The organism is Streptomyces ortus (assembly GCF_026341275.1).
Classification (GTDB): Bacteria; Actinomycetota; Actinomycetes; order Streptomycetales; family Streptomycetaceae; genus Streptomyces; species Streptomyces ortus.
Genome location: NZ_JAIFZO010000002.1, coordinates 851,367 through 869,279, shown reverse-complemented (window position 1 = coordinate 869,279; position 17,913 = coordinate 851,367). Strand labels below are relative to the sequence as shown.

14 protein-coding genes and 2 pseudogenes are annotated in these 17,913 nt (G+C 71.5%); 5 read left to right on the top strand and 11 right to left on the bottom strand.

From position 1 onward, the window contains the following. Positions 1-4: 4 nt before the first annotated feature. From K3769_RS07060 to K3769_RS07050, 3 genes and pseudogenes are all read right to left on the bottom strand, one after another. Positions 5-868, bottom strand: a pseudogene (locus tag K3769_RS07060) (glycosyltransferase family 2 protein); the annotation flags it as partial. A 367-nt stretch (positions 869-1,235) separates the two neighbouring features. Then, positions 1,236-2,330: a GNAT family N-acetyltransferase gene (locus K3769_RS07055; protein WP_267025584.1), complete on the bottom strand. Its 1,095-nt coding sequence runs from the start codon at positions 2,328-2,330 to the stop codon at positions 1,236-1,238. A gap of 1 nt (position 2,331) precedes the next feature. Further along, the gene (locus K3769_RS07050; RefSeq protein WP_267025583.1) at positions 2,332-2,793 is read right to left on the bottom strand and encodes a hypothetical protein; all 462 of its coding nucleotides are present in this window, start codon (positions 2,791-2,793) and stop codon (positions 2,332-2,334) included. Positions 2,794-3,247: 454 nt separating this feature from the next. Between K3769_RS07050 and K3769_RS07045 the strand changes: the two genes are divergently transcribed. Then, the gene (locus tag K3769_RS07045) at positions 3,248-4,057 is read left to right on the top strand and encodes an SGNH/GDSL hydrolase family protein (RefSeq protein WP_267025582.1); all 810 of its coding nucleotides are present in this window, start codon (positions 3,248-3,250) and stop codon (positions 4,055-4,057) included. Positions 4,058-4,091: 34 nt separating this feature from the next. On the opposite strand, the gene K3769_RS07040 is transcribed toward K3769_RS07045, so the two are convergent. The 4 genes from K3769_RS07040 to K3769_RS07025 all read right to left on the bottom strand — a co-directional run bounded on the left by K3769_RS07040 (position 4,092) and on the right by K3769_RS07025 (position 10,681). Beyond that, positions 4,092-5,771 carry a serine/threonine-protein kinase gene (locus tag K3769_RS07040; RefSeq protein WP_267025581.1) on the bottom strand — a complete coding sequence of 560 codons (1,680 nt, stop codon included), beginning with the start codon at positions 5,769-5,771 and terminating at the stop codon, positions 4,092-4,094. Between the two features lie 44 nt (positions 5,772-5,815). Further along, positions 5,816-7,474, bottom strand: coding sequence for a HoxN/HupN/NixA family nickel/cobalt transporter (locus tag K3769_RS07035; RefSeq protein WP_267031272.1), 1,659 nt, complete (start codon positions 7,472-7,474; stop codon positions 5,816-5,818). 50 nt (positions 7,475-7,524) lie between these two features. Continuing rightward, the gene (locus tag K3769_RS07030) at positions 7,525-9,003 is read right to left on the bottom strand and encodes a tetratricopeptide repeat protein (RefSeq protein ID WP_267025580.1); all 1,479 of its coding nucleotides are present in this window, start codon (positions 9,001-9,003) and stop codon (positions 7,525-7,527) included. Positions 9,004-9,142: 139 nt separating this feature from the next. Next, complete coding sequence (locus K3769_RS07025) at positions 9,143-10,681, bottom strand: DUF4331 domain-containing protein (protein ID WP_267025579.1); 1,539 nt, start codon at positions 10,679-10,681, stop codon at positions 9,143-9,145. Between the two features lie 247 nt (positions 10,682-10,928). Between K3769_RS07025 and K3769_RS07020 the strand changes: the two are divergent. The 3 genes and pseudogenes from K3769_RS07020 to K3769_RS07010 form a co-directional block, all read left to right on the top strand. Then, positions 10,929-11,480 (top strand): annotated as a pseudogene (locus K3769_RS07020) (sigma-70 family RNA polymerase sigma factor); the annotation flags it as partial. Next, positions 11,477-12,262 (top strand): anti-sigma factor, encoded by a 786-nt coding sequence (locus tag K3769_RS07015; RefSeq protein ID WP_267025578.1) that lies wholly within the window; start codon positions 11,477-11,479, stop codon positions 12,260-12,262. The pseudogene K3769_RS07020 and the gene K3769_RS07015, both read left to right, overlap by 4 nt. A 115-nt stretch (positions 12,263-12,377) precedes the next feature. Further along, positions 12,378-12,647 carry a hypothetical protein gene (locus tag K3769_RS07010; protein ID WP_107021126.1) on the top strand — a complete coding sequence of 90 codons (270 nt, stop codon included), beginning with the start codon at positions 12,378-12,380 and terminating at the stop codon, positions 12,645-12,647. An 84-nt stretch (positions 12,648-12,731) separates the two neighbouring features. On the opposite strand, the gene K3769_RS07005 is transcribed toward K3769_RS07010, so the two are convergent. From K3769_RS07005 to K3769_RS06995, 3 genes are all read right to left on the bottom strand, one after another. After that, positions 12,732-13,958, bottom strand: a complete 1,227-nt coding sequence (locus tag K3769_RS07005; protein ID WP_267025577.1) for a CaiB/BaiF CoA transferase family protein — start codon at positions 13,956-13,958, stop codon at positions 12,732-12,734. A gap of 131 nt (positions 13,959-14,089) precedes the next feature. Beyond that, positions 14,090-14,878, bottom strand: a complete 789-nt coding sequence (locus K3769_RS07000) for an ABC transporter permease (protein WP_267025576.1) — start codon at positions 14,876-14,878, stop codon at positions 14,090-14,092. Beyond that, positions 14,875-15,831 carry an ATP-binding cassette domain-containing protein gene (locus K3769_RS06995; protein ID WP_267025575.1) on the bottom strand — a complete coding sequence of 319 codons (957 nt, stop codon included), beginning with the start codon at positions 15,829-15,831 and terminating at the stop codon, positions 14,875-14,877. Before K3769_RS06995 ends, K3769_RS07000 begins: the two co-directional genes overlap by 4 nt. 84 nt (positions 15,832-15,915) lie before the next feature. On the opposite strand from K3769_RS06995, the gene K3769_RS06990 reads away from it, so the two are divergent. After that, a complete protein-coding gene (locus K3769_RS06990) occupies positions 15,916-16,629 on the top strand; it encodes a TetR/AcrR family transcriptional regulator (RefSeq protein WP_267025574.1) in 714 nt (237 codons plus the stop codon). A 41-nt stretch (positions 16,630-16,670) separates the two neighbouring features. Here the strand turns inward: K3769_RS06990 and K3769_RS06985 are convergent, their stop codons facing one another. Then, positions 16,671-17,900 carry a type ISP restriction/modification enzyme gene (locus K3769_RS06985; protein ID WP_267025573.1) on the bottom strand — a complete coding sequence of 410 codons (1,230 nt, stop codon included), beginning with the start codon at positions 17,898-17,900 and terminating at the stop codon, positions 16,671-16,673. Positions 17,901-17,913: the final 13 nt, after the last annotated feature.

Below are 17,913 nucleotides of genomic sequence, written 5' to 3'. Positions count from 1 at the left end.
TTCCCGATGTCTCGCCCGGACCGGAGCCGAGTGCGACGGCATGCGGGCGGCGGCGCAGCGAGCGCCGGTTGGAGCGCTCCCTGAGGATCACCTTGAGCACCCGCAGCCCGTCGCGCACGGCCCGCAGATTGCCCACGCCGTGGATGCGTATGTACTCGTGGCTCGGTATCTCCTGGACCTTCAGCCCCGCCTTGACCACGCGGATGTTCATCAGGGTCTCCACCTCGAAACCCGTGCAGTCGAGGTCGATCTCGTCCAGGCAGTGCCGCCAGAACGCGTTGTATCCGTAGCAGAGATCGGTGTAGCGCGCGCCGAACTTGCGGTTGACGACCGTGCACAGGGCCCAGTTGCCGAGCTTGCGGATGGGTGTCATGTCGTCGGTGCCGCCGCCGTTGGCGAACCGCGAACCCTTCGCGTAGTCCGCCCCGGAGACCAGCGCGGAGACGTAACTGACGATCTCGTGACCGTCGGCCGAGCCGTCCGCGTCGACCATCACGATGATGTCGCCGGTCGCCGCCTCGAAACCGGTGATCAGGGCGTCGCCCTTGCCCTTCCCGTGCTGCTCGACGACCTTGACGTCGGGCCACAGCTCACGGGCGACCGTCACGGTGTCGTCGGTGGAATTCCCGTCGACGAGAATAACCTCGTGAATCCAGTGCGGAAGTGTCTTGAAGACGTACGGGAGATTCTCCGCCTCGTTCATGGCGGGAATCACGACGCTCACCGGAGGCGCTATGGCCAGGTGAGTTGATATGAGTCGGTAGGTGCTGGCTGTGATCTGTCCCTGGAGCTGACCTTGAATGTGATCCTGGGACTGATCTTCGATCCGATCTTTTCCCGAATCCGCCGGGCGCAGAAAAGAAGTCATTGAGTCTGGTCCCTCTCGTCCGGTGGACCGCCCGCCCCCGGGCGGTCCGGTTCTTTGTCCGGTTCGAAAGGGGGGTTTCTCACTTACGGCATGCCGAAATAGAACTCCGTCCATGCCGGGTGAGCTGGCATAACTGGCCGACTGTCTGGGTCGGTCTCGCGGCACGGCTCGGCACCCTCTCGGCCACCGAGCACGGCACCCCCCTACCGCGCCCCGCCCCGGGCCGTCGTCGCGATCTTGAGCCCTCCCCTAGATCGCACAAGCGCTGATGGACCGGTGCGGGTGAGATGTACGACGGTATTGATGATTGAGACGCTATGGCAAGACCTGGAACGTGGCCTCACGTTTTTGTTGATTTGGCCGTTACTCAACCGCCCGAACGGATCTTTCCCATCCGTTTGAGCAATTTGTCGGCCGGCTCGAACAACTCCGGCCTCCCCAGCACCGCATTGCGCAGAGCGCGGACGGGGGCGCGGCGCGCCCGGTGCCCGAGCGCCACGGGATGGCGGCGCGCAACCCACCCTTCGGACACGGTGAGTTCCCGTGTCTTGAGGGAGTCCTTGTATTCCTTCTGGCCCCGGCCGAGATCCAGATGGGCGATGCCGTCGGCGGCGGCCGACTCGGCCATGCGCAAATGCAGGATCAGACCGGGTGAGTATTTCGAGAACTCCGGGTCGTACGCGGGGAACCAGCACGCCAGCACCCGTTCGGAACGCAGTCCGAAGTGCGCGGCGATCGGCCGACCGTCGGCGTGGAGCACCGACAGGAGCCCGGCGAACGACTCGGAACGACTGTGGAAGAGCTGCTGTGCCAGCCGGGCGATCCAGTCCTGCGCGAAGCGGTCGCTGCGCCCGGTCCTGCGGTACTGCGCCGACTTCCAGCGCATCAGCGTGCTCAGTACCTCCGGGTCGCGCTCGTCGTGCACGTACCGCACGTCCGCGTGGTCGCGGGCCAGCCTGCGTTCCTTTGCGAGCGTGGTCCGGGTGAACTTGGGTGACTGAGTGCGCAGTTGGGCCAGATACGCCTCGTAGCCGCGGTCGACGTCGATGACGGGGGACGGGAAGGTGCCGGAGGCCCCGGCCTCGAACGGCGTCTGCCCGCCCGCCAGATGGTCGAACTCCCACACGGAGAGCCCGCAGGCCCGCAGCAGTTCGCGGGCGTCCCAGGTGAAACCGGGCCGGTGGACCAGGCCCTGGCAGTCCGAGATGCCGAGGCCGATCGCCCGGCCGACGCCGGCGGCGGTGGTGTGGAAGGGGAAGAACGCGGCGGGCTCGCCGTTCTCCCGGATGACCGCGATCCGCACATTGCGCCGGCATCGGCCCACGGCCAGTGTGAACTCCGGTGACAGGAAGGGGTTCGCGAGTTCCGGTGTGTCGTGCAGATGGGCCTTGGACTGGAAGGCCGTCCACGCCGACCGGTCGGTGGAGGTCAGTTCACCGGGGCGGTACACGCTGATGTCCACGTCAGGAAGCCCGTCCTCTCTCCGTACGGCCGCGCAGGCGCCGTACCAGGACCAGCAGGAGAATGAGGGAACTGAGTGCGGCCACGGCCGCGATGCCGCCCGGGGCCGACCACCGGTGCACGGCGAGCATTCCCTGGGCGACCAGGAGGTTGACAGCTGTCGCTGCCGACAGGGACGCCAGGACGCGGCCGACCGGTTCCAGCTTCCGCAGGGCGGTCGCCACGGCGGCGGCGGGGGCGGCGAGCAGGAAGAAGAGCGTGAACGGGGCGCGCAGGGGGGAGTCGATGTCGGCGAGGGCCAGTACGGCGCCTACGCCGGCGGTCGTCGTGGCCGCTCCCGCGAGCAGGGGCAGCAGGTCCCTTGCCGGGGATCGCGCCGGGCGTAACCGCTCATCCGCCTCGTCGTCGTCGCCGTCCGGTTCGGGCGGGCCCGATGATGATGACTTGGTGCCTATGGTGTGCATGGGCGACTTGCCCCCTGAAGCGCCGGATGCCGGGCTTCAATGTCGCGCAGCTGTCGGGGGCAGTCAAGCCCTGCGCCTCGCCGGCGGCGGGTCCGCGAGGGCCGGCTCCCGCCCTGCGCAGCTCCTTGCGGCTCGCGCCCCCACCGCAAAGACAGAAGATTGCGCCGTTCTCCGCGCCCCTTCAAGGGGCGCGGAGAACGGCGCACCCGAGGGTGCGCGCAGCCGGGAGCGTCGCGTTCCGCTAGCGGCCGAGACATCAGCGTGATCGATCTACGGGCGTAGCGCAGGAGAGTTGAGGGTATGTCACATGTATGTCATGAGCACGCAATCAAACGTGCGGTGAACGCCGGGAAGAGCCACCCCCCTGTCCGGAAAAGTCTTGGCATGGACACTTCCTGGCGACACGCGTGGCTGGTACCAAAGTCACAGCAGAGATCCTGCTAAGGGAGGTTCCATGAGACGTTCCCGACTTACGGCATACGTGACCTCACTTCTCCTCGCCGCCGCCCTCGCCCTCACCGGGGCAGCGACGGCCCAGGCGTCCCAACAAGCCGCCGCCACGGGCTATGTGGCCCTCGGCGACTCCTACTCCTCCGGCGTCGGCGCGGGCAGCTACATCGGCTCGAGCGGCGACTGCAAGCGCAGCACGAAGGCCTACCCCTACCTCTGGGCCGCCGCGCATTCACCCTCGTCCTTCAACTTCACGGCTTGCTCAGGCGCTCGTACGGGTGATGTTCTGGCGAACCAGCTGAGCCCGCTCAACTCCGGCACCGGCCTCGTCTCGATCTCCGTCGGCGGCAACGACGCCGGCTTCGCCGACGTCATGACGACCTGCGTCCTGCAGTCCGACAGCGCCTGTGTCGCCCGCGTCAACACGGCGAAGGCGTACGTCGACTCGACGCTCCCCGGCAAGCTCGACTCGGTCTACTCGGCGATCAGCGCCAAGGCCCCGGCGGCCCGGGTGGTCGTCCTGGGCTACCCCCGCTTCTACAAGCTGAGCGGCAGCTGCCTGGCAGGTCTCTCCGAGACGGAACGGGCCGCCATCAACGGCGCCGCCGACTACCTGGACAGCGCCATCGCCAAGCGCGCCGCCGACCACGGCTTCACGTTCGGCGACGTACGCCCCACCTTCACGAACCACGAGATCTGCTCCGGCAGCGCCTGGCTGCACAGCGTCAACTGGTTGAACATCGGCGAGTCCTACCACCCGACCGCCGCCGGCCAGTCGGGCGGCTACCTGCCCGTCTTCACCGCCGCGGCCTGACCGCTCCGGCGGTCCTGCCACCGCCGCGGTCCGCTCAGGTCCGCGGCCTGACCGCCCCGTTCGGGGCCAGTGCCTGAGGAGAACCGGAGCCGGAGGTCCCGCCCGTCGGGGCCTCCGTCTCGCACGTCACCGAGAACGGCACCTGATTCGACTTCGTCCGCAGCGGGCTGCGGACCTCCACCCCGATCTTGTTCGTGAGCGTCCCGGACGTGTCGTACGTCGTCAGGACCACCGTGTTCTGCTTGGACTTCCCACCGCCCGCCGGGAACGAGAGCGTCTTCCAGCCCGGGTCGGACACCTCGCCGGTCTCCGTCACCCAGCGGTACCGCACATCGACCGGTACGACGCCCACGGTGAACGTCGCCGTGAAGGTCGGAGCCCCCGCCTCGGGCGGCGGACAGGCGCCGCTGTAGTCGGTGTGCGAGCCCGAGACCGTCACCTTCACGGACTGGGTGGGCGCGGGCGTCGTACCCTCGCCGCCCGAGCTCGTCGAGCCGCCGTCGTTCGCCCCGCTCGTACCGGAGTTCTCCGTCGTCGAGCCGCCGTCGGTGCCGCCCCCGTCGTTCCCTCCGCTCTTCCCGCCCGTCGAGCCGCCGGTCGTACCGCCGTTCGAGCTGTTGGCCCCGCTGCCCCCGTCGCCGCCGTTGTCCCGGTTGATCAGCGCGTAGCTCAGGCCCGCGATGGCCAGGGCGAGCGCGGCCAGGCCGGCGATCATCACGATCATGGCGCGCCGGGGACGGTCGGGCTGCGCGGTCGTCGTGGCGGTCGGGGTCGACGAGCCGGGGGAGTACGCCGGTACCGGGGACGGCCGGGTCGCGTCCCGCGGATCCTGCTGTGGGAGCGCGGCGACCGTCTGCGCGTAGGGGACGGTGCCCGTGAGGGGGGTGCCGCCGGACGAGACGAGCCGCAGGTCCCGCTCGGCGTCCTCGGCCGACATGCGCTCCGCCGGGTCCTTGCGCAGCAGGCCCTCGATGACCGGAGCGAGCGGCCCCGCCCGGAGCGGCGGTGGCAACTCCTCGTCGACGACCGCGCGCAGCGTGCTGAGCGGGGTGTTCTGGCGGAACGGCGAGTTGCCCTCGACGGCCGCGTACAGCAGGACGCCGAGCGACCACAGGTCGGACTCGGGTCCCGGCGTACGGCCGAGCGCGCGTTCCGGGGCGAGGAACTCGGGCGAGCCGATCACCTCGCCGGTCATCGTGAGCGCCGAACTGCCCTCGACCGTGGCGATACCGAAGTCGGTGAGCACGATCCTGCCGTCGTTCGACAGCAGGACGTTGCCGGGCTTCACGTCCCGGTGCAGGACCCCCGCCTCGTGCGCGGCCCGCAGCGCGGCGAGCACCTCCGCGCCGATGTGGGCGGTGCGCTGCGGGGGCAGCGGGCCCTCCGCGTCCAGCGCGTCGGACAGCGCGATCCCGCGGATCAGCTCCATCACGATCCACGGGCGGCCGTCCTCCATGGCCACGTCGTAGACCGTCACCACGTTGCGGTTCGAGACCCGGGCCGCGGCCCACGCCTCACGCTCCAGACGCGCGTACATCCGCTCGACGTCCGGGCCCGGCAGCCCGCCCGGGGCCCGTACCTCCTTGACCGCCACCTCGCGGTGCAGCACCTCGTCACGGGCCCGCCACACCGTCCCCATCCCGCCCTCGCCCAGCGGCGAGAGCAGACGGTAGCGGCCCGCGATCACGCGTTCACTGCCCGGCTCTTCGGACACGGGCGTCCCCCATTCGCATCCGCACGATTCTGAACAAAACTAGCTCAACCGAGTGCGGTTGCCGCCCCCTTGAACACCAGTCCGACCCCGAGGGCCACGACGACGAACGCGGACCCCAGGGGTACGGTCCTGCGTACCAGCGCGGCCACCGGACTGTCGGCCCAGCGTGAGCGGGTCGTCAGTACGTGGCTCACCCCACTGCCCAGCTTGACCACGGCGACCCCGGCGGCGGTGAGGGTCAGGGCGAGTCCGACGCCGAACGCGAGGACGAGCAGCAGCCCGAACCAGGCCTTGCCGAGCGCGGCGGCGCCCACCAGTACGACGACCGCCGAGGGGCTCGGCACCAGTCCGCCGGCGAAGCCGAGCAGGATCGTGCCGCGCACGGTCGGCGCGATCTCGTGGGTGTGGGTGGAGCCGCCATGGGTGTGGGTGTGGGTTCGGGAACGGCCGTCACCGTGGTCGTGGGAGTGGCCGTTTTTCGCGGAACGGCTGTGCGGGGGCGGTTCCAGGAGGGCGGAGGCGGTGCCGTGCCCCGATGTCCGGGCCGCACCGCCGGAGTGGGAGTGCGCGAGGACGGGCCGGCGGTCGTGGGCGTGCTCGTGCGCATGCCCGCCCTCACGCACGTGCTCGTGTCCACCCTCATGGACGTGCTCGTGCGTGTGCTCGTGCGAGTCATCGTGTGTGTGCTCGTGCGCCGGAGCGTGGGTGTGGGCCGGGCGCCGGTTTCGCCACGCTCGTCGTACGAGGGTGATGCCCGCCGCCGTCACGAGGGCGCCGCTCGCCACGCCCAGCCAGGTCACCACGGAGGGCGCCGCCGCCGAGCCGGCCGTGACCAGGAGGCCCAGCGCCGCGACCCCGAGGGTGTGGGTGATGGTCACCGACGCCGCCAGGGGCAGGACGTCGCGCATACCCGCCCGGCCGCCGCGGGCCGCTGCCGTCGCGGCCATCAGTGTCTTGCCGTGCCCCGGCGCGAGCGCGTGCAGGGCGCCGAGGAGGACCGCGATGGCCAGGGCCAGCAGGGCGAAGCCGAAGGTCAGGTCCTGGCGGGAGACCAGGTCGTCCAGCGCGCGGGTGAAGCGGTCGGCGCCGCGCGGCAGCACGGACGAGGCGGGCGCGTCGGCGCTCTCCTCGACGAGCGCGGGACCACCGGGGCGCACCCGCAACGAAGCGGACGCCGTGTCCGCCGGGGACGACAACAACTCCGCCGGATACTCGGCCAGTTCGCCCGAGACGGACTTCTCGGGTACGTCGGAGGCGGCGAGCGTCGTCCGGTCGCCGCGCGCCGTGACCTCCCGCCAGCCCGGCCCGTCGTCCACGGAGGCGTGAAAGCGCAGCGCCAGGTTCCCGTCGGGCAGCGCCGCCGTCCAACGGCACTCCACCCGGAGCGTCTTGAGGCCCGCCTGTCCGGGCCGCACCCGTGCGCGACTCTCGCCGGCGGTCAGCGCGACGGCCTTGCCGCCCACGGTCACCCGGCTCTTCCCGGCGGCCGTCGCGCACCGCTCCCGCGCCCAACTCCCCATGCCCGCCTCGTCGATGGCGGGCTGCGCCTGGGTCGCCGGGATCTCCGCGAGGTCCTCCACGTGCAGGACCCGCAGCGTGCCGGGCGCGACCACGAGACCGTCGTAGCGGTTGACGGTGAAATTCCCCAGCGGATGGGCCGCGGCCGTCCCGGAGGGGATCAGCACGAGTGCGCAGGCGGCCATGAGCACGGCCACGCAGGACCCGGACACGCGACGGCGCAAGGTGAAGGCACTCACAGCGCACCGCCCAGGCCGGTCAGTGCCTTCTTCGCCTGGTTCGCGCCCACCGGTGAGAAGCCCGGGTTGAGTTCGAGCGCCGAGGACAGGCTGCCGCGGGCCTCCTTCTTGTGGCCCGTGGCCCTCTCGATCATGCCGCGGTGGTAGAGGAACGTGGCGTCGCGGTAGCCGGTCGCCGTGGCGCGCCGGGCGTACGCCAGGGCCTCGTCGTCACGGCCGTTGACGTGCAGGGCCCAGGCGAGCGCGTCCGCGGTGTGCACGGTGTGCCGCCGCTGCCACTCCGCGCGTGCGGCGCGCAGGGCGGCCTTGCGGTCGCCGTGGTCCGCCGCCGCGAGGGCGGTGTCCAGATCGGCGTTGACGCCGTTGGCGCGGGCCAGCGAGGTCCAGGCGTCGACCAGCGCGTACTGGTCGCGGGCCCTCGCCGGGTCCCCCTCACCGCCGCGTGCCTCGTACAGCTCGCCGAGCACGACGAGCGCTCCCGGCAGCGGGAAGCGCGCCACGACCTCCTCCATCCCGCGGACGGCCGCCGCCCGGTCGCCGTTCGCGGCCTGTGCGCGGGCCCGGCCCTCCAGTGCCGGCAGATAGGTCTTGTCGGCCCGCAGCGCCCGCTCGTAGTACTTCAGCGCCGCCTCGTAGTCGCCCTCGCGCCAGGAGAGCTGGCCGAGCGAACCCGCCACGTACGCGACGTCCCCGGGCGCGGTGGCACCGGACAGCGCCTGCTTCAGGACGCGGCGTGCCGTGCCGATGTCGCCGCGCAGCTCACGTACATAGGCGTACCGGGTGAAGACCGGGACCCCCGGGCGGCGGGAGTCGGCCTCGTCGGCGGCCTTCGCCGCCTCCTTGTAGCGGCCCAGTTCGACCAGGGCGTCGATGCGGACGGACAACGCGCGCTCGTTGAAGGCGTTCTCGTCCAGCGCCTTCTCCGAGTAGGCCAGCGCCTCGGGGAACTCGTGCCGGGCCGCGGCGAGCGCCGCCCGGCCCGCCAGCGCCGGATCGTTGTCGGGGCTCAGCCGCAGCGACCGCTCCAGCGCGCGCTGTGCCTGCGGATAGCGGGAGGGGTCGCCGTTGGTGCGGGCCTGTTCGACATAGGCCATGCCGAGCGTGGCCCAGCCGCCGGAGTCCTTGGGCTGCGCCTTGAGATGGGACTGCAGGGCGGAGATGCCCGAGGCCAGGCTGCCGCCGGCCAGCAGTTCGGGGTCGAGGCCGGGCGCGGACGACACCGTGCTCGTACCGCCGCCGTCCCTGTTGCCCAGGACCACGGCCCCCGCGGTCATCGCGACGGCGAGAGCGACGGCACAGGCCGCGAGCTGCAGCACCCGTGACCGCCCGGATTCCCGGCGCTCCCCGGGCGCGAGTGCGGGCGCGGGCGTGGACGCGGCCTGCTCGGTCCCGGCGGCGCCCGCCGTACCGGCCGGGTCGGCGGCCTCGTCGGCGAGGTCCCTCTCCTGCGCGTCGTCGTTGCTACGCGGGGACATTGCGCTCTCCTCAATCGCCGTGCTGAAACGGGTGGTTCACGGGATGGATGCGTTCGGTGCGGGGGGTGGCGCGGCCCGTGCGCCGTGGGGGACGGTTACGCACGGACCGCGCCAGTCGGGGATGCCGACCGGGCGCGGGTCAGTACGACCGGCGGCGGCTGCGCCACCAGAGCAGACCCGTGCCGACGAGCAGGAAGCCCGCCGCGCCCGAGGCCGCCGAGACGGCGATCAGCGTGGTGTCGTCCATACCGCCCGTGCCGTTCGCGCCGGCGGGCTGCAGCGCGTCACCGAGCTGGTTGCGGACGTCGTTGGTGCCGGTCGTGCCCTTGGCCAGCGGTCCGCGCGAACCCGAGGTCGGCTGACCGACGTACGGGAACGCCTTCTCGAACTTCACGTCGTTCTTGTCGACGGCGTCACCCAGGTCGTTCTTGGAGCCGACCAGTTCGCCCTCGACGACCTGCAGCGCGATGTCCAGCACGTCGTCGCCGAGACGGCGGCCGTTCGGGAAGCCCGCGTTGTCGCCGTCCAGCACACCGAGACGCTTCTCCTCGGCGGCCGGCTTGGTGGAGGTGTTGAGCCGCAGCATCTCCGAAGGACGCACGTTCGGCGGCTGGTTGAGGCCCTCGACGCCCTTCAGGAACACGTCGACCAGGTCGTTGCGGGGCTCGTCGGGCGCCTCGATCTTGTAGATCGCCTCGATGAGCTTCGGCAGCTCGGGCTCGGTGACGTTCTTCAGGAAGTCACCGTCGTTCCAGGGCGCGGACGCGTTGAACTTGTCCTTGTCCTTGATCGGGTTGACGACCTCGTTCACCAGCGGCATGCCGAGGCGCGAGACCTGGCGGTAGTGGCCGCTCGCGTTCTTGCGCTGCGTCGTCGACCAGATGCCCACGATCGGCTGCTCGGCCGACTCCTGGATCATGTCGTTCGGGAGCTGCAGGGCGACGGAGTTGACGTTGTAGCCCTTGAGGGTGTCGTTGCCGACCTCGGACAGGTTCCCGCCGTACAGCAGGTCGAAGACCCGCAGGTCCAGGAAGAACGGGTCGTCCGCCTGGCCGGCGAACGTGGTCGCCCCGCCCGGCAGCTCGTGCACGGCCTGGGAACGGAGCTTGGCGTAGTCCGGCATGGACGCCTTGCCGACGTTCGACGGCGCGACCGCCACGTCGTCCGCGTACTTCGTCTTCTTGACCAGGTGCTGGTCCTTGAGCTGCAGCAGGTCTATGTCGTAGGTCTGCGTGATGTTGAGGTCCGGGTCGTCGAGGCTCTCGACGGGGCCGGTGTTGTACAGGAAGGTCTTGTCGTTCTTGACGTGCGTCTCGAACGTGTAGCGGAAGACCAACTCCCCCTGCGCGTCACCGTTGTTGTCGATGTGCAGGTCGTACTGGGCGTCCTCCGCGAACGGGAAGAAGTTCGGTCCGCCGGCCGGCTCCTCGAACGGGATCCAGTTGGCGATGATGGTCGTCGTATCCGGTTTGTCCGGACTCGCGAACGCGTACACGTCCGTGTTGTCGTACTGCGGCTGCCCCGAGATGAGCGGAGCCTCCCGGTGGCTGGAGGCGCTCGCCGCCCCCGGTTCGAGCGCGGTCACGCCGACGGCCGCGAGCCCGCCGGTGGCCAGCGCACCGCAGACAAGGGTCGCGAGGCTCCTGCGTCCCACGAACCCGCTGGTGAAAGGTGTCATGCCGTCCGTCCTCTGTCCCAAAGCTGTGTTCCGGCGGTGATGGGGCGGAAGCGACCTGTCGACCGGTCGGTTCCCACGCTCGTACCGCGTCGGTGGGTGATGCCTGATGCACGCCATTCGGAGCCGGGGGGAATAAGGATTGGTTCGGGATTCACCCGCGTTTTCGAGCGGCTGATCCGTAACCCCATCCGACGGCGTTCCTGCGCCGAATACGTGAGGACGGGACGAGCCGTTCAGACGGCGAAGGGGGAAACGGGTGGAGGCGGACGAACTTCTGGTTCTCGTGGCCAAAGGTGACCAGAAGGCCTTCGAGGATCTGTACGCCGTGGTGTCCGGGCCGGTCTTCGGGCTGGTGCGCCGGGTTGTTCGTGATCCGGCCCAGTCCGAGGAGGTGGCGCAGGAGGTGCTGCTCGAACTCTGGCGCTCCGCCGCGCGCTACGACCCCGGCCGCGGCAGCGCACTCGCCTGGGTCCTGACCCTCGCGCACCGCAGGGCCGTCGACCGGGTCCGCAGCGCCCGCTCCGCCACGGAACGCGAACTGCGCATGGCCCGGCGGTCGAACGGCCCCGCCTTCGACCATGTCGCCGAGGAGGTCGAGGCCGGCCTCGAACGGGAGTGGGTACGCCGCTGCCTCGACCGGCTCACCGCCCTGCAACGACAGTCCGTCACCCTCGCCTACTACGACGGCTACACCTACCGTGAGGTCGCCGAGCGGCTCTCCCTGCCGCTCGGCACGGTCAAGACCCGCATGCGCGACGGACTCACGCGGCTGCGCAACTGCCTCGGAGGCGTCGCATGACCAGCATCTTCCGCCGCCGCGAACTGCACTCACTGGCCGCCCCGTACGCCCTCGACGCCCTGGAACCCCATGAGCACAAACGATTCGAGAAGCACCTGAAGCGTTGTGACAGCTGCGCCGCCGAAGTGCGCGCCCTGCGCGAGGACGCGGTCCGCCTCGCCTGGTCCACGGCCGCCCCCGCGCCCGCCGCGCTGCGCGACCGGGTCCTGCTGGCCATCCGGACGACCCCTCAGGAGCCGGTCACCGCGGAACCCCAGCCGCGTCCGCGCGCGGAACGGCCGCCCTCCCGCGCCCGCCGCTCGTCCTTCTCCGTCTTCCTCGTCCCGCTCGCCTCCACCACGGCCGCCGCCGCTCTCGTCGTCGCCGCGCTCTTCGGCATGCAGGCGTCCCGCACACAGGACCAGCTGGCCGAACAGCGGGCACAGGCACGTGAGATCGCCCACGTTCTCGCGGCGCCCGACGCACGGTCGGGCGCCGGACGGGACGCGAACGGTCAGGGCATCGGCGTCGTCGCGTCCGCCTCGCAACGCACCGCCGTGGTCACCTCGGCCGGTCTCGGCGCACCTGCGAACAAGAGGGTCCACCAGCTGTGGCTCATGCGACCGGAGGAGAAACCGCGCTCTCTGGGGCTCATCGACGGCGACACGCCCTTGATTGCCACCGGACTGAACCCGGACGCGATCTCACTCGCTGTCACCGTCGAGCCCCCCGGTGGCTCTCCGCAGCCCACCACCGCACCGGTTGTCCAACTCGCCCTGAAATCGCTCGGATTCGGAGAGTAATCGTCAACCCCCTTGGCGGGTAGGTGAATCCCGTGCCCGGGATACACGAGTGTGACGAGGGAGCGATAGGGTTAACCTGCCCGGGCCGGGTGCCCTCGTATGGGTGGGGAGTGACATGGAACAGATAACAGTGCGTGGCAGGGCGCGAGTCCCTGCGATCACGTGCGGGAGCAGCGCGACCAGTTCGCGCCTCGACCGCCATCTTTCGGTGATGGGTGGCCCTGCCATACCTCAGCGTGAGGCGGCCGAGGCGACGTCCCTGATGCGCGAACTGACCGCACGCGACACCGCGCACGACCGCACCGGCAGGAGTGCGCGAGTGAGGCGGGTCTCGCTCTTCGCACCACTGCGCCGGCTGCGCCGTTCCCTGTTCGGCGGTCGCTGACAGGCGGCCCCGGTCGCCCGGAGGCGGCCGAGACCGAGCAGGGCCGGCACCATCGGCAGGACCAGCTCGATCCCCGACCCGCGCTCAGGCGGACACACCGTCCCGGCGCAGTGCTGCGATCTCATCGTCCGTCATCCCCACGGCACGCAGCACCGCCTCGGTCTGCTCCCCGAGTGCGGGTACGGGCCCCATTCTCGCCGCTTCCCCGCCCGGCAGCGTGATCGGCGGCAGAAGAGCCCGCAGCGGCCCGACCGGTGACGAGACCTCCCGCCACCGGTCCCTGGCCGCCAGTTGCGGATGCTCCGCCACGTCCGCCACGTCCCGCAGTAGCGCGCAGGCGATCCCGGCCGCCTCAAGACGCGCCACCGCCTCCTCCGCGCCGAAGCCCGCGAGTGCCGTGGCGACCAGCTCGTCGGTACGGTCCCGGTGCTCGACCCGGGCCGCGTTCGTCGCGTACGCCGGATCGTGGGCCAGCTCCGGCCGCTCCAGCACCTGCTCGGCGAGGCGGCGCCACTCCCGGTCGTTCTGCACCGACAACAGCACACGCCCGCCGTCACCCGTCGGATAACCGTCGTACGGAGCGATGACGGCGTGCGCGAGCCCGGTGCGCGCCGGGGGAGTGCCTCCATGCATCGCATGGTGCAGCGGATGCCCCATCCACTCGGCCAGCGCGTCCAGCATCGCCACCTCCACCGGCCCGCCGCGCCCCGTCGTCCCGCGTCGCACCAGCGCCGCGAGCACCCCCGAGAACGCGTACATCGCCGCCGCGATGTCGGCCGCCGGAATGCCCGCCTTGACCGGCTGCGCGGCCGTCCCGGTCACGGACACCAGCCCCGCCTCGCACTGCACGAGCATGTCGTACGCGCGCTTGTCGGCGTACGGCCCCGACAGCCCGTAACCCGAGATGTCCACGGCGATCAGCCACGGGTGCGCGGCGCACAGGGTGGCCGCGTCCAGGCCGAGCCGCGCGGCGGCGCCCCGCGCGAGATTCTGTACGAAGACGTCGGCACCGGCGATCAGGCGGCGCACCGCGTCGAGTCCGCGCGGGTCCTTCAGGTCGAGGGCGACGGACTCCTTGCCGCGGTTGCACCACACGAAGTGCGAGGCGAGTCCGCCCGCCGCGGTGTCGTAGCCGCGCGCGAAGTCGCCGCCGTCGACGCGTTCGACCTTGATGACCCGCGCCCCCAGATCGGCGAGCTGCCGGGTGGCGAAGGGCGCGGCGACGGCCTGCTCGACGGCGACGACGGTGATGCCCTCCAGGGGCAGGGGCAGGGGCAGGGGCAGGGGCAGAGGCGGGGGTTGCGGCTCCATGCGGGGATCATGACCCGCGGGCGACGGCTTTGTCATGCATGGGCCGAGGGGTGGGGACGGTGAGCGGGGTGGTCGGCCGCGGGTCCGTGAGGGCCGTCCGCGCAGTTCCGCGTGCCCCTTCGGGGCGGGGCTCAGCGTCCGTCGTTCGCGTACCGGCGGACCGCGAGCGGCATGAACACCGCGATGAGGACCGCGCACCAGGCCAGCGAGCCCGCGACGGGGTGCGTCACCGGCCAGGCGCCGTCGGCCGGCACCGGCGCGTTGCCGAACAGGTCCCGCAGGGCCGTGGTGACCGCGCTGATCGGGTTCCACTCGGCGAGCGTGCGCAGCCACCCCGGCAGGTTGTCCGTCGGGATGTACGCGTTCGACAGCAGCGGCAGGATGAAGGTCGCGCCCCCGAGCTGCCCGGCCGCCTCCTCGCTCCGTGAGACGAGCCCCAGCAGGATCCCGATCCACGTGGTCGCGAACCGGAAGAGCAGCAACAGCCCCACTGCGGCGACGGCCTGGAGCGCGGAGCCCTCGATCCGCCAGCCCACCGCGAGCCCCACGAGCAGGAACGGCACGGTACCCGCGGCCGTGACGACGAGGTCGGCGGCGGCCTGCCCGAGCGGTACGGCGGCCCTGTTCACCGGCAGCGTACGGAAGCGGTCCGTGACGCCCCGGTGTGCGTCCTGGGCCGCCTGGAACATGCCGGTCATGATGCCGTTGGCGGCCGTCGCGACCAGCAGCCCCGGCACCAGGAAGGCCCGGTACTCCTCGCCGGGCATCGCCAGCGCGCTGCCGAAGACGTACCCGAAGAACAGCAGCATCGTGACCGGCATGGTCTGGGTGAGGATCAGCAGGCCGGGGTTGTGCCGGATGCGCCGCAACTGGCGGCCCAGCATCGCGGTTCCGTCGTAGGCCAACGCCGACGTGCTCATACCACCAGCTCCTTGCGGTCGGTCCGGTCGTCGGTCAGGCGGAGGAAGACGTCGTCGAGGGTCGGCGGGCGCAGGCTCACGTCGAGCAACGGGACACCGGCGGCGTCGAGTTCGCGGACCAGCCGGGGGAGCGTGAGGGTCGGGTCGGTGGTGACCGCGCCGACGGCGTGCCGCTCCTGGTCGAACGACGGCGCGGAGCCGGTCAGCCGGTCGAGGACGGCCGCCGCGCCCGGCATCGCGTCCGCGTGGGCGACGACCGCTTCCGCGTACGAGCCGATGAGCGCCTTGAGTTCGGCGGGCGTTCCCGAGTGCGCGGCCCGGCCGCGGTCCACCAGCACGATGTCGTCGGCGAGCTGGTCCGCCTCCTCCAGGTACTGCGTGGTGAGCAGGACGGTCGTGCCCTCGGACCGCAGGGCGCGCACGGCCTCCCAGATCTGGTTGCGGCTGTGCGGGTCGAGGCCCGTCGTCGGCTCGTCGAGGAAGAGCACGGCGGGCCGGACGAGCAGGCAGGCGGCCAGGTCGAGACGGCGCCGCATACCGCCCGAGTACGTGGACGCGGTCCGGTCCGCCGCGTCGGTCAGCTCGAAGCGTTCGAGCAGTTCGTCGGCCCGGGCGGCGGTCTTCGGGAGGCGGTGCAGCCTCGCGAAGAGCCGTAGGTTCTCGCGCCCCGTGAGGTCGCCGTCCACCGAGGCGTACTGCCCGGTGACGCCGATCGCGCGGCGCACGGCGGCCGACTCCCGTACGAGGTCGTGCCCCGCGATCCGGGCGGACCCGGCGTCGGGCCGCAGCAGGGTGGTGAGCAGCCGTACCGCCGTGGTCTTGCCCGCGCCGTTGGGGCCCAGCAGCCCGCAGACGGTCCCCTCCGCCACCGCGAGATCCAGCCCGCGCAGGGCATGGACGTCCCCGAAGCGCTTCTCCAGACCTTCACTAAGTACGCCGTACGTAGTAGTCATGGCTCGACCATAGCGCACTACGTACGCTGTACGTAACTAGGATGGTGACGACAGGATCCACCGACGGCAGGACTGGCGACACCGATGGCAGGACGTGCCGACGTACCCGAAGTGATCTGGGCCCGACCCGAGCGCACGGGGCGGGGGCCGAGGCCCGCGTTCACCCGGGCCGACATCGCGGCGGCGGCCGTGCGGATCGCGGACGCGCAGGGGCTCGACGCCGTGTCGATGCGGCACGTGGCGGCCGAGCTGGGCTGCGGGACGATGTCGCTCTACAACTACGTGCCCCGCAAGGAGGACCTGTACGAGCTGATGGTCGACGCCGTCAGCGCGGAGCACGAGCTGTGGGAGCCGGCCGGGGACTGGCGGACCGACATGCTCCGGGTCGCGTACCAGTCGCGGACGCTGATGCACCGGCATCCCTGGCTGCCGGCCCTGATGTCACCGGTCTACGGCTTCAGCCCGAACGCCCTGCGGTATCTGGAGCACTGCCTGACCTGCCTCGACTCCTTCGACGGTACGTACGGGACGAAGTTCGAGCTGATCGCGATGGTCAACGGCGTGGTGACGACGTACGTCGGCAACGAACTGGCGACCGCCGAGCGGGCGCGGGCGCTGCCGTGGTCCGAGGAGCGGGAGAACGCGGTGCGGATCGCCTACCTGGGGGGCCAGGTGGCGAGCGGGGCGTATCCGCGGCTGGCCGCGGCGTTCGCGGAGGACGCGGGGCCGATCGACCTGGGGGCGGTGTTCCGACGGGCGCTGGAACGGGTGCTCGACGGGTTCGACCCGTCGCGCTGAAGAAGACGAAGGACCGCACCGTTCCCCGCAACCCCGGGTGATCAGAGGAGGGTGAACTGGCCCTCCGGACCCTCCTCCTCGTGGGTCAGGACCGAGGCCGGGGTGCGGGCGGAGGCGGGGGGCGGGAGTACGCCCGCCTCGCGCAGGTCCGCCGTGGTGACGGGTGCCGACCGCAGCGCCAACCCCTCGCGTTCCGAGCGCAGTTCGGACAGCAGCGTCAGGACCGTGACCAGCTCCAGGAGGTCGGAGGTCCACGTCCGCGGCCAGGTCGTGGGGCGGACGGCCTCCAGCGTGCCGGGCTCGGGGCGGGTGATCCGGGCGGCGAACCACTGGTCCAGGACGCGGACGCCGCCGACCTCGAAGTCCCGGGCCGCGGGCGGCACGGGCGAGATGCGGCCCTCGTCGAGGTGGAGGGTCTCCTCCTCGCGGTCGTAGCGCGGTTCGGCCGGGAAGGGCGGCAGTGGAGCCCGCACGTAGGGGCGGCGACCGCCGGGGAGTTTGGGACGCTCGCCGTCCCGGCGCATCAGCCACAGCATGCGGTGGCCCAACTCGGTTCCACGGGACCACAGTTCGGGGTCGGCCGTGAGCGGGACGGTCACCCCGCGCGGCTCCCGGCCGGCGACCGCGACCGTCCAGGCGAGGACGTCGAGCGGGGCGGGGGTGTGACCGAGACGCTCGGCCAGCAGGTCCAGCAGGCCCGGTGTCAGGTTCGGTTCGAGGCCGCCGGGGCGCCGGTACAGGGGGTGGACGCGGCCGGGGCGGGCGACGGGGGCCGCCTTCGTGCCGGGTGTTTTTGCGGGGGGCCTCGACTGCGGCAGGACCATCGGCAGCACCGACGCGGCGAGGAGCGCGGGTCCCTCGGGCGAGGGCGCCTGCTCGACGGCGAACACCTGGTGCTCGTCGGCCACCCGCCACAGCTCGGGACGCGCCGCGTCGATCAGCCGGTGGTCGGGGATCAGCCACTGGTCGTCGAACGGGCCGGTCCGGATCCGGACCGGCTCCGCGCAGGGGCCCGAGGCGCGCGCCAGCCGGCCCGTACCGGAGGACTGGCCGGGCAGCTGCCCCACGGCCGAGTGCGGGGTGCGCGCACGGGTGGCGCCGAACAACGCCTCCCGGTCGGGTCCCTCCGCCTTCATCAGCGCGTCCCACCGCGCTTTCAGGGACGCCGGATCGGGCGCCGCCGGCCACGCCCGGCCCAGCCGGGGAGGTGCGACGGACCACGGCATGAGGTCCGCGAGCAGCGGAGCGTCGTCGTGCGTCACGCTCGGCATCGTACGACGTGGC